The 12,131-nt window shown below is 43.6% G+C and carries 10 protein-coding genes and 1 pseudogene; 9 read left to right on the top strand and 2 right to left on the bottom strand.

Annotated elements, in window-relative coordinates:
• Nucleotides 1-12 precede the first annotated feature (12 nt).
• The 7 genes from ACSLFW_RS14220 to ACSLFW_RS14190 all read left to right on the top strand — a co-directional run bounded on the left by ACSLFW_RS14220 (nucleotide 13) and on the right by ACSLFW_RS14190 (nucleotide 8,129).
• Complete coding sequence (locus ACSLFW_RS14220; protein WP_436556306.1) at nucleotides 13-4,518, top strand: beta strand repeat-containing protein; 4,506 nt, start codon at nucleotides 13-15, stop codon at nucleotides 4,516-4,518.
• Between the two features lie 119 nt (nucleotides 4,519-4,637).
• Nucleotides 4,638-4,952: a hypothetical protein gene (locus ACSLFW_RS14215; protein ID WP_436556305.1), complete on the top strand. Its 315-nt coding sequence runs from the start codon at nucleotides 4,638-4,640 to the stop codon at nucleotides 4,950-4,952.
• An 87-nt stretch (nucleotides 4,953-5,039) separates the two neighbouring features.
• Nucleotides 5,040-5,471 carry a hypothetical protein gene (locus ACSLFW_RS14210; protein ID WP_436556304.1) on the top strand — a complete coding sequence of 144 codons (432 nt, stop codon included), beginning with the start codon at nucleotides 5,040-5,042 and terminating at the stop codon, nucleotides 5,469-5,471.
• A 430-nt stretch (nucleotides 5,472-5,901) separates the two neighbouring features.
• On the top strand, nucleotides 5,902-6,489 hold the full coding sequence (locus ACSLFW_RS14205; protein ID WP_436556303.1) for a hypothetical protein: 588 nt from the start codon (nucleotides 5,902-5,904) through the stop codon (nucleotides 6,487-6,489).
• 115 nt (nucleotides 6,490-6,604) lie between these two features.
• Nucleotides 6,605-6,943 (top strand): T9SS sorting signal type C domain-containing protein, encoded by a 339-nt coding sequence (locus ACSLFW_RS14200; RefSeq protein ID WP_436556302.1) that lies wholly within the window; start codon nucleotides 6,605-6,607, stop codon nucleotides 6,941-6,943.
• A gap of 155 nt (nucleotides 6,944-7,098) precedes the next feature.
• Nucleotides 7,099-7,563 carry a GNAT family N-acetyltransferase gene (locus ACSLFW_RS14195; RefSeq protein ID WP_436556301.1) on the top strand — a complete coding sequence of 155 codons (465 nt, stop codon included), beginning with the start codon at nucleotides 7,099-7,101 and terminating at the stop codon, nucleotides 7,561-7,563.
• Nucleotides 7,564-7,565: 2 nt separating this feature from the next.
• Nucleotides 7,566-8,129, top strand: a complete 564-nt coding sequence (locus tag ACSLFW_RS14190; protein WP_436556300.1) for a GNAT family N-acetyltransferase — start codon at nucleotides 7,566-7,568, stop codon at nucleotides 8,127-8,129.
• Here ACSLFW_RS14190 and tsaE read toward each other — a convergent pair.
• Entirely contained in the window at nucleotides 8,121-8,528 is a 408-nt protein-coding gene (tsaE, locus tag ACSLFW_RS14185; RefSeq protein WP_436556299.1) for a tRNA (adenosine(37)-N6)-threonylcarbamoyltransferase complex ATPase subunit type 1 TsaE, read from the bottom strand. The two genes, ACSLFW_RS14190 and tsaE, sit on opposite strands and share 9 nt — an antisense overlap.
• An 89-nt stretch (nucleotides 8,529-8,617) precedes the next feature.
• Nucleotides 8,618-10,172, bottom strand: a pseudogene (locus tag ACSLFW_RS14180) (response regulator).
• Between the two features lie 169 nt (nucleotides 10,173-10,341).
• Here ACSLFW_RS14180 and ACSLFW_RS14175 point away from each other — a divergent pair.
• Both ACSLFW_RS14175 and ACSLFW_RS14170 read left to right on the top strand, forming a co-directional pair.
• The gene (locus tag ACSLFW_RS14175; RefSeq protein WP_436556298.1) at nucleotides 10,342-11,493 is read left to right on the top strand and encodes a DUF885 family protein; all 1,152 of its coding nucleotides are present in this window, start codon (nucleotides 10,342-10,344) and stop codon (nucleotides 11,491-11,493) included.
• Complete coding sequence (locus ACSLFW_RS14170; protein ID WP_436557457.1) at nucleotides 11,382-12,080, top strand: DUF885 domain-containing protein; 699 nt, start codon at nucleotides 11,382-11,384, stop codon at nucleotides 12,078-12,080. Before ACSLFW_RS14175 ends, ACSLFW_RS14170 begins: the two co-directional genes overlap by 112 nt.
• The last annotated feature ends 51 nt before the right edge of the window (nucleotides 12,081-12,131 follow it).

Below are 12,131 nucleotides of genomic sequence, written 5' to 3'. Positions count from 1 at the left end.
ATGGTAAATGGTTTGAGTACACAAGTTGAAAGCGGTGGTGCTACCATTGCAACCTATACTGACGATTATGATGGTGATACCAGAAATGCAAGTACGCCTGACATCGGTGCAGATGAATTTACGGGTGTAGCAGTTGATTTGACATGCCCGTCGATAACTTATTCGTTAATTGCTAATGATGTAGTTACTGCAACAAAAGCGCTAAGCAACGTTGCAATAACTGATGCAACAGGAGTGAATACAACTACCGGTACTAAACCAAGATTGTATTTCAAAAAATCGACTGATGCTAATGATGCTTCAGGCTGGAAATTTGTCGAAGCCAATGGAACAACATCACCATTCGACTTTACGATTACGTATTCTCTACTGAACGCTGGTTCGGTATCGGCCAATGATATTATTCAATATTTTGTCGTTGCACAGGATACCGCGATTCCAACCGTAAGTATTAATTCGGGAACATTTGCTGCTGCACCAACGAGTGTTGCATTGACAAGTACACAATTCCCGATAGGAGGTACTATAAACAGTTATACAATCGTACCAACTTTAAGTGGTATTAAAACTGTCTGTCCATCAGGTTGTGATTATACGACGCTTACGGTAGCTGGTGGTGCTTTCGCTGCCATTAATACAGCGATAGTAACAGGGGATATTACCTTACAGATTGCTGGAGATATTACTACAGAAACGGGCGCTGTTGCGTTGAACGAATTTGCTTCGCCATACACCGTTACTATCAAACCAACAGGAAGCTCAAGAACAATTTCAGGAACATCTTCTGCGGCGCTTATTACACTTAATGCAGCTGATCGTGTTACTATTGATGGTTCATTAGGGGCAGCAACAAATACGATTTGTCCCGCAAGTACGGCTACACGTGACCTAAATATTGTCAATAACAATACTGGTACGTCTTCTGCTGTTGTTTGGTTGCAAAGCAGCGGTTCAAACGGTGCTACCAGTAATACAATCAAAAATACAAATATTACAGGTAATGCCAATACTACTACCTTGTTTGGCGTTGGATCGGGAAGCAATTCAATTGGTACAAGTTCTTTGGGTACTTCCAATAATAACAATTCATACGTGAACAATAGTATCAGTAAAGCACAAATCGGGATTTATTCTCAGGGAGCTTCTGCTGCTGCCAAAAATAGCGGAACGGTTATCAGACAGAACCTGTTAAATGCTTCAGCACCGAACAATCTTTTGCGTACCGGTATTTTTATTGGTTTTGATAACGGAGCAGATGTATCAGGAAACAATATTGCGCACCTGAATGCTACCGGTACAGCTGCGACTGGTATCGGATTAGGTTTTCCATTGCCATCCGCTACAACGGTAAATACTTATACTACTTTTACGGGTAATGAAGTTACCGGAGCTACGGTATCAAATAACATCATTGATGATATTTTGCGTACAGGCGACGGAAGTAGTTTTGGTATTTGTCTTGCAACGGTAACTACTTCTGGTGCTGCCGTAAATACAATTGCCAATAACTCGATTACACGTGTTAGTACCACTGCTGCAACGCCATCTGATTCTCCGTATGGTATTTTGGCCGGTGGCGGAACTGTTGGTTCGACACGTATTTACCACAATTCCATTTCGCTCTCAGGAGTTGGATCTAACTCGGCAAATACTTTTGGTATTGCAGTAGCGGGAACAACAGACCCTACGGTGGATATCAGGAATAATATTGTTGTAAATAAGTTGACCAGTACTACAGGTAAGGGTTATGCATTGGCTTTTGGTTATTCGACTTTTGCCAATTTGACTTCTAATAATAATGATTTCTTTGTAACTGCTGATTTAAATCACTTTGATATTCTTACTGGTGGGCTTACAGGAGCAACTGGTGTTGCGCGTTCATCTTGGGCTACGACTTCATCGAAAGATACAGCTTCACAAAATCTGGATGTTGCTTTCTCAAGCGCTACAGATTTAAGGCCGGCTATTACTGTCGGCAATCAGCCATTGTCTGCCGGAGGCGCTAATATTTTGGCTTTCGTTCCAACAGACATTGATTGTACATCAAGAAGTACTACACCAAGTATAGGATTTAAGGAATTCAGCGTGAATATTTGTTCTGGAGCAACTGCAGGAACTGCCACTCCATTAACAGCAATATTTTGCGGATCAGGTTCGACGACCATTAATGCGACAGGATATTCTTCAGGAATTAATACTACTTATCAGTGGCAATCTTCTCCTGATCAGTCTGCCTGGACAAGCATTGGTTCACCTTCTTCAACATACACCAGCCTTTCGACAGGTACGATTACCAGTACAACCTATTATCGCCTAGAGGTGATTTGTACATCTGCTCCGGCAACAGATCATTCTACCGTTGCTACAGTTATTGTTAATACAACACCGACAGTTTTAGTAACACCTTCTTCAGGTGCTTATTGTGGCTCTGGTTCAGTAAGCCTTGTAGCTACAGGCGCAACAACTTACAGCTGGTCACCTGCTACTGGCCTTGATACGACCACAGGTGCAACTGTAAATGCCAGTCCGACTTCAACAACAACTTATACCGTTATTGGTACGACGAATGGTTGCCCTTCTGTTGGTACAACGGTAACCATCACAGTTAACGCTGTTCCGACTGCAATTTCTATCAGTCCGGCAAGCGCTAATACCTGTCCGGATGATATTACAACACTCACAGCTTCGGGAGGTATAGTTACTGCGAATGCAACTTTCGGAACTGGACTTAATACTACTACCGGTAATACTACAGGTGCGGCATTAGGGCCAAATCCATTCCAGAATTTCTACGGAGGCGATAAGCAGCAGTGGATTTATACCGCAAGTGAACTTGCCGGTTTAGGTTTCTCTAACGGAACGGTTATCAACTCGATTCAGTTTAACCTTGTAACTGCCGATCCCTCAGTACCATTGCAGAACCTTGTTGTAAAAATGAAGAATAGTACCACGGCAAGTTTTGCTACTACCAGTTCATGGGAAAGTGGTCTGACAACAGTTAAGACTGCATCGACTTTAGTTCCTGCAGTTGGTGTGAATACAATCACTCTGACTTCTCCATTTACATGGAATGGTACCGATAATTTAGTTGTGGAAGTTAATTACAGTAATAATAATGGTGGAACAAGTAGTACTACCTTATTCAATACTATAAAAACAACAAATACTACTTTTACAAGTTCAATTTTCTATAGGGTTGATACTACTTCAGCAGCTACTATTGATGCTTACACTGCAGCAGCGACCAATATTTATAGTTCAAGAACAGATATGGTATTTAACACAGTTGCGCCTACAACAGTAACATGGAGTCCAATTGATGGTCTTTATACTGATCCTGCAGCTACTGTAGCTTATATACTTAATACACCTGCAACTACTGTCTATGCGAAAGGGTTGTCGCATACTTATACCGCTACTGCGAAAACTGCGGCACTATGTAGTAATTCCGGAAGTGCTGTCGTTACTGTTAATCCTGCTTCTGTTGGAGGTACTGTATCTGCAGATCAGGCTATTTGTTCAGGTGCGACACCTTCTGACCTTACTTTATCAGGAAATACAGGAAATGTAATCAAATGGCAATCGTCTTCAAATGCAGGCTTTACTTCTCCTGTAGATATTGCAGATACAACAACTACATTGACTGGTGCAACTATCGGTGCTTTAACTGCTGATACTTATTTCAGGGCTGTAGTTCAAAGCGGTACTTGTACTCAGGCATTTTCTTCAGCAGCTCACATCAGTATTAACGCACCTATAGTAGCCAGCGTAAGCATCAGCGCCACGGCCACGACGATCTGTTCGGGAACAAGCGTGACCTTTACCGCCACGCCTACCAACGGCGGAACGCCGAGCTACCAATGGAAAATCGGCGGGGTCAACGTTCCGGGTCAGACCGCTGCGACATTCACGACCTCGACCCTGGCCAACGGCAATTCGGTCACCGTGGAGATGACATCCAGCGCAACGCCTTGCCTTACGGGCTCCCCTGCGACATCAAATGCCATCGGCATCACCGTCAACAGCTGCTCATCGGTGGTGAACGTGAAGGTGTTCGTGGAAGGGTACTACACCGGCTCTGGCACGATGGCTTCGGTGAAGAACAACCAGGACTTCGTATCACCGCTCAACCAGGTGGAGGAGCTTACCTTGGAACTGCACAATGCGACCACCCATGCCCTTGTCGCCACCACGACCGCCACGCTGCATACCGACGGGACGATGGGCTGCACCTTTGCCGGCGCGCCAAGCGGATCGTTCTACATCGCCGTGAAGGGCTCCAACCTTGTGGAGACCTGGAGCGCCACGCCACAGACGGTAGGCGCCGCGCCGCTGACCTATGATTTCACCACATCCGCTGCGAAGGCCTACACCGACGGAAGCCAGCCAAGCGTGATCGAGGTTGAGCCGGGCGTATGGGCGATGTATTCCGGGGACGTGAACCAGGATGGCGTGGTCGATGGTTCCGATGCCGTTACCGTATCCAACGACGCTGAGAATTCCCTTTTCGGGTCATAGCGACCGACCTCAGCGGGGATGGCGCCGTGGACGGATCCGATGCCGTACTGGTCAGCAACAATTCCGATGCATCGGTATACTCACAACGCCCTTAATTAATAAAATAAACTATATTGAATATGAAAACCACCAATCACTATCACCTGAAGAACTTACTGCTGCTGTGCACGCTGATGCTGTCCTATTTCGGATCCGCACAGGTTGACGGCGCCAGTTTCACCTACACCATCGCCAATGCGACAAACCCGACCCCCACTACACTGGAGTTCGATGTCAACCTGGTCGTGAACCATACCTCCACGGCACTCAGCGACGGGGGCATCAAGATCTCGCAGATACAGTTCGGGATCAACTTCAACAAGGACATCCTCAACGGGGGCACGCCTTCCACTACACAGAACCAGAGCTTCACCATCCTTGCCGGTACCCAGTAACCGATATTCACGGGAACGGTATTTACAGGAGTGAGCGGACAGGGCAACTACAGGGGCGCCACATTCCAGGCGACATCGGCAGACCCTATGACATACGGAATGCTGCGTGTGGTCGGGACACTCAGCAACTCCACCGCGCCATTGGTTCCCAACGGGACCTACAGGATAGGAAGATACAGATTCACCAACACCACCACCTGGGCCGTAAGCAGCAATGCGCAGCTCTGGGTGAACACAGGAAATTTTGGCGGCTCCACCAACGCCATCGTATCAGGGCTCAAGAACGGCACCTCTACGCCGGCCTACGCCTATACACCTACAGCACCGGCTGCCAGTCCGGGCGTTGCACTGGGTTATACGCAGGCGGCGCCATTGTCATTGCTGCTGAACCCTGCGCCATGCAGCCTCACCACGACATGGAACGGGAACGCATGGGCGCCATTTGCGCCTATCGCCACGCAGGCGGCCGTCATCGACGGGAACTACTCCTCGACAGGGCCCTGTCTGCCTGTTCATTGACAGTGACCTCGGTGAACCGTAGTGGTCAATCCCGGGCATGATTTCAACATCACCGGTGCCGTGACTGTCAACGGGCTCATTGACATTCGAGAACAACGCCAACCTTGTACAGGTGAACGATGTGGACAATACGGGACTCATCACGGTTAAGAGGAATGCAACGATGAGGAGACTGGATTACGTCTACTGGGGTTCCCCGGTGGCGGGCGATGACCTGAAGCTGTTCTCCCCATACACCGTATCGCTTACCAATGCGCCGGGATTCCCGACACCGACAGGTACTTCGCGCTTCTATACGCTCAACGAGCCTACCAACGCATTCGTCGTGATCGCAGAGCCTCTTGGGGTAAGCTTTACAGAGGCGAAGGGTTATATGCTGCGCGCACCGAACAACTTCCCGTCCAATGGGACGCAGGCCACCTTCAACGGTGTGTTCACCGGGGTGCCTAATAATGGTAATTCATCGCTTCCGATCACCAATACCGGTGCTGGGAAGGGATTCAATATGCTGGGTAACCCTTATCCGTCGACCATCAGTGCCGACCTTTTCCTTGCACAGAACCCGGGTGAGTTGTACTTCTGGACGCACACCAACCAGGATGCGCCATCAGGGGCTAACCATGCCACCTACAGCACTTTCGGTACGGCATCCGCGGCAGGCGGCGCGGTTCCGAACGGTACGATTGCCGTTGGACAGGGATTCCTGTTGAAGACGCCTTCGCCTTCTGCAACCGCGACGTTCATGAACTCGATGCGTACGGGCAACAACTCGGCGACATTCTTCAGGAATGCCAATATTGATAAGCACAGGATATGGCTGAACCTCAGCAATTCAGTAGGATTGCAGAACCAGATCCTTGTAGGTTACATGGATGGGGCTACCAATGGTGTCGACGTATCGGTCGATGCCAAACAGATCGAGGGCGGCATCAACAACATCGCGACGCTTATCGGCGATGAGAAATTCAACATCAGGCCTCTGCAGCGCCATTCGCAGATACAGATGAGATCCCGATGAGCTTCAATGCGCTTGCCCCGGCGATTTCACCATCAGCCTTGACCATACCGACGGGCTGTTCGCCGGAGAACAGGATGTCTTCATCAAGGACAACCTCACAGGAACCATCCACAGCGTGAAGCAAGGCCCTTACGGATTCGCAGCGGAAGCGGGAACGACGGCAGACCGTTTCAGCATCGTATTCAAAAACACGAACCTTCATGTCGGGAATCCGGCATTCAACGCCAATGACGTGATCGTCTTCAACAATGCCAGCGTACTGAACATCAATTCGGGCAGCATCGCCATGAAATCAGTGAAGGTGTTCGATATGCGCGGAAGGTTCATCTATGAGAAGAACGACATCAACGCAACAGCAACAGCACTTAAGGATTTAAGGGCGGAACAAGAGGTGCTTTTGGTTCAGATCACTTCTGAAAATGGTGAAGTGGTTACTAAGAAAGTAGTTTATTAATTTTTTAATACGATTACCTATTGTTGAAAAACTCCTGTACTGAGAAGTACAGGAGTTTTTTTATGTAGTGATTTTAATCCTAAGAATATAAATTAAATTTTATTTGCAACATAATAGTATTTCATAACTTTAAGTCCAAAATGTATTATTAGTTTATGAAACGAAACCTCATTTATTCAGAGGCAACAATTGCTGATGCAGAACTGCTTTCAGAAACAGCATACACTTCAAAAAAGAATTGGGGTTATTCAGACGAATTAATGAATCTATGGTTGCAAGATTTAACTATCAAAAGTAACTACATTACAAATAACAAAGTCTTTAAGGTTTTCAATAATGAAATTTACTTAGGCTTTTTCGCCATACAAGTTTTAGAAAATGGCGATGCAGAAATAGACCATTTATGGCTGAAACCAGAATACATGAGGCAGAATTTCGGACAAGAAATATTTATGCACATAATGAACTATCTTTCTTCTGAGGGATACGAAAAGGCAAAATTGATTGCAGAACCAAACGCTATCGGATTTTACCAAAAAATGGGAGGGAAGGTCACAGGAAAATTCCAAAGTAAAATACCCGGAAGAATCCTGGACATTTACGAATTTCAAACAAAATAAAAATGATTGCGCAGACAGAATTAACGACTTCCAGATTACTGCTCAAAAGTATTACGCCGGATTTAATCAAAGAGATTTTCAGACATCAATCAGAAAAAGGAATCATCGCCTTTTTTGAAACTGATGCAGATGGTTATGACCGATTAAAATCGATGTACGAAAAAGGTATGGAAACGCATCGGCTTTCATTGTTTTATTTTTTAATACACGATAAAATATCCGGCAAAGTCATTGGCGAATGCGGTTTTCATTCCTGGAACAAAACGCATGACAGGGCCGAATTGTTTTATAACCTGAAAAATGATTCAGACAAAAAGAAAGGGCTGATGACCGAAGCTTTGGAAGCAGTGCTGGATTTTGGTTTCAACGAATTGCAACTCCACAGAATTGAAGCTTTGATTGCTGCTTACAATATACCTTCAGTCAAACTGGTACAACGTTACGGATTTACCAAAGAAGGAACAATGCGCGAAGATTATATCGTCGACGGCAAATATGAAAATTCAGAATGTTATTCTTTGCTGAAATGGGAATGGAAAACTATAAGCCGAAATAAATTACCTTAAAACCACTTTCCGCTTTCCATCAGCTAAGGCATTAATATTTATCACGGAATGTTCCTGCGGAATCAGATGCGGAATCTTCTCTGCCCATTCGATAAAACACCAATCACCGGAATATAAATATTCGTCAATTCCGATATCATAAGCTTCAGATTCACTTTTGAGGCGGTACACATCGAAATGATAAATCGACTGCCCATTGTCGCCTTCGTATTCATTTACGAGAGAAAAAGTCGGACTCCCGGTCGTGTCATTTACACCAAGATTTTTGGAAATCGCCTTGATTAATGTTGTTTTTCCCGCGCCCATTTCGCCGTTAAAAAGAATAACCTTGTGCGGATTTTGCGCAAGAATTTGATGGGCAATGTTGTTGATCTCGTCTAAAGAAAAGATGAATTCCATTTTAAGGTTTAGGGTTTAGGGTTTAGGGTTCAGGGTTTTGGTCTGAGAATTTTTTCCTACACCTTGTACCCAGAACCCTGTACCAAATTTTACTTCGGATTAAAAACCAAAAATGGCACAATCATTTCTTCTAATGAAATCCCGCCGTGTTGGTACGTATTCCTGTAATAACTCACATAATGATTGTAATTGTTGACGTATGCCAGGAACAAATCATTCTTCGCAAAAATATAAGAACTGCTCATATTTATCGATGGTAAGCCAATTTTTTTCGGGTCACGAACGGCATAAACGTCTTTGTCTTCATAAGTAAGGCTGCGGCCTGTTTTGTATCTGAGATTTAAACTCGTGTTTTTATCACCAATTACTTTCGACGGGTTTTTCACATTGATTGTTCCGTGGTCGGTGGTGATGATTAATTTGAAGCCGAGCTTTTGCGCTTGTTGTATGATTTCCAGTAATGGAGAATTTTTAAACCAACTCAGTGTCAGTGAACGATAAGCTTTATCATCTGAGGCAAGTTCCTTCACAACATCCATTTCTGTTTTTGCATGTGACAACATATCGACGAAATTGTAAACTACTGTAACCAAATCATTTGCCTTATATGATTTAAAGTTATCAACGAGTTTTTTTCCACCTGCAAAATTGGTAATTTTAAAATAATCCTGCTTGATATTCATGCCTAATTTGCGCAATTGTTCGGTAAGAAACTCTGCTTCATACAAGTTTTTTCCGCCATCTTCAACATCATTTTTCCAGTATTGCGGATATTGTTTTTCCATATCAGCCGGTAACATTCCTGAAAATATAGCATTTTCTGGCATATTGCGTTGCCGTAGGAAGCATTGCATAATAAGGCACTTCTTTTTCGAGTTTGTAATAATTCGCAACCACACTTTCGAAAACCTTCCATTGGTCGTAACGCAAATTATCGATTACAACAAATAAAACGGGCTTGTCCTTCTTTTTCAATTCAGGAACGACGAGTTCGCGGAATAAAGTATGTGATAAAACCGGGCGTTCCGCTTTCGGTTCGAACCAATCTTCATAATTGCGCTCGATGAATTTTCCGAACTGACTGTTGGCTTCGGTTTTCTGTGATTCGAGAATTTGAATCATGCCCTGGTCTTCGATGTCTTCAAGTTCAATTTCCCAGAAAAGCAGTTTTTTATACAATTCAATCCAATCTTCATAGGAATTGACCATCGATAATTCCATTGCAATTTTGCGGAATTCCTTCTGATAATCCAAAGTCGTTTTTTCAGAAACGAGTCGTGAATGGTCAAGATTCTTTTTTAAACTGAGTAAAATCTGATTCGGATTTACAGGTTTTATAAGGTAATCGGCAATTTTGGAACCAATTGCTTCTTCCATAATATATTCTTCCTCACTTTTGGTAATCATGATGACCGGCGTGGCAGATTTTTTTTCTTTGATTTCCTGAAGCGTCTCGAGGCCACTCATTCCGGGCATATTTTCATCTAAAAAAACGATATCAAAATTCCCTTCTTCGAAGACATCAACGGCATCGCGGCCATTGTTGCAGGTTGTAACATTGTAATTTTTCTTTTCTAAAAATAGAATATGTGGCTTAAGCAAATCGATTTCGTCGTCAACCCAGAGTATTTTGATCTGATCCATGTTTGTTTGAATTTGGAGTGCAATTTAACATTTATTGAACGAAGGAAGTATTAAAGTTATTGTAAAATAGTCCAAAGTTGAAAGTCAAAAGTCCAAAGTCGAAAGCGACATTACTTTGGACTTTTGACATTCGACTAAATAAACTAAATTTACTCCAAACTAATCCATCATGAAAAAAACTATCTTACTATTTGCAATGGCGATTTCGATGATTTCCTGTCAGAAAGGCGCAAAAGAAACTGCCGGTGAAAACAAATCTTTCGATAATTACAAATCCAATTTTGTTGAGGCGATGTGGCAACTTTCGCCGGAATATGCCAGCAGCATTGGTTATCACAAATATGATAATGTACTGACGGTTCCTGATGAAGCTAATCGTGAAAAACAATTGGCTTTTGCGAAATCGAATCTCGATTCGTTAAAAAAATATGATGTTGCCGATTTGAATGCAACAAATGTCACTGATTACAGAATGATTGAAAACCAATTACAGTCACAGATTTTCGGAATCAATGAATTGAAATCATATGAATGGGACCCATCCCAATACAATGTCGGCAGTATTTTCGCAGAAATGCTTAATGGAAGTTACGCACCTTTGAAGGAAAGATTGCAGAATTTCAGCGCCAGAATGGAAAAAATTCCGGCTTATTATGAAGCTGCAAAAAAGAACATCAAAAATCCGACTTTAGAGCATACACAATTGGCAATCGAACAGAATCTCGGCGGAATTTCCATCTTCGAAAAGGATTTTATTGAGGCGTTGAAAAAATCAGATTTCTCTCCGAAAGAAATCGAAGATATGACCGCAAATGCCAATAAAGCGGTAACATCGATAAGAGATTTCGCTGCGTGGCTTAAAAATTTAGACAATAAAACGCCGCGTTCTTTCAGATTGGGCTCCGATTTGTATGCGAAGAAATTCAGTTTTGATATTCAGGCAGGCGCTTCCGCGGATGCGATTTACGACAAAGCCATAGTTCATAAAAAAGAACTTCACGAGAAAATGTTTGCCCTTGCCGACAAATTGTGGCCAAAATATATGGGAAATGCGGCAAAGCCAACCGACAAATTAGATTTAATCCGTCAGGTGATTGATAAAATTTCTTTGCAGCATACTAAACCTGAATTGTTCCAGTCGGAAATCGAAAAACAGATTCCGCAACTGATTGCTTATATTAAAAAGAAAGATTTAATCTACATCGACCCATCGAAACCGCTCGTTGTTCGCAAAGAACCGGATTATATGGCTGGTGTTGCAGGCGCGTCAATTTCTGCTCCTGCCCTTATGATAAAAATGCCAATACCTATTATAATGTAGGAAGCCTTTCAGGCTGGCCGGCCGAGAAAGCTGAAAGTTATTTGCGCGAATACAATGATTACATTCTTCAGATACTGAACATGCATGAGGCAATTCCGGGTCATTATACGCAACTGGTTTACAGCAACCAATCGCCAAGCATTATCAAATCTATCTTTGGAAATGGCGCAATGGTTGAAGGCTGGGCGGTTTATACCGAATTGATGATGCTTGAAAGCGGTTACGCCAATTCTGACGAAATGTGGCTGATGTATTATAAATGGAATTTGCGGACGACCTGCAACACAATCCTCGATAACAGTGTTCACACTAAAGATATGACGAAAGAAGCCGCGATGGAATTGCTAACGAAAGAAGCTTTTCAACAACAGGCGGAAGCAGAAGGGAAGTGGAGGCGTGTTACACTGACGCAAGTACAGCTGTGTTCATACTTCACAGGCTATTCAGAAATTTATGATTTGCGCAATGAAGTAAAAGTGAAGATGGGCGACAAATTCAAATTGAAACAATTTCACGAAAAATTCCTGAGTTATGGCAGTGCGCCGGTGAAATACATTCGTGATTTGATGCTGGCAGATTTGAAGTAAAATAAACCACGTTATTTAAGACAGCCCCTTTCCTAAAGCTTCGGGAAAGGG

It is taken from the genome of Flavobacterium sp. 3HN19-14, from assembly GCF_051373205.1.
GTDB lineage: Bacteria > Bacteroidota > Bacteroidia > Flavobacteriales > Flavobacteriaceae > Flavobacterium.
This window is presented reverse-complemented; position numbering and strand designations above follow the sequence as displayed.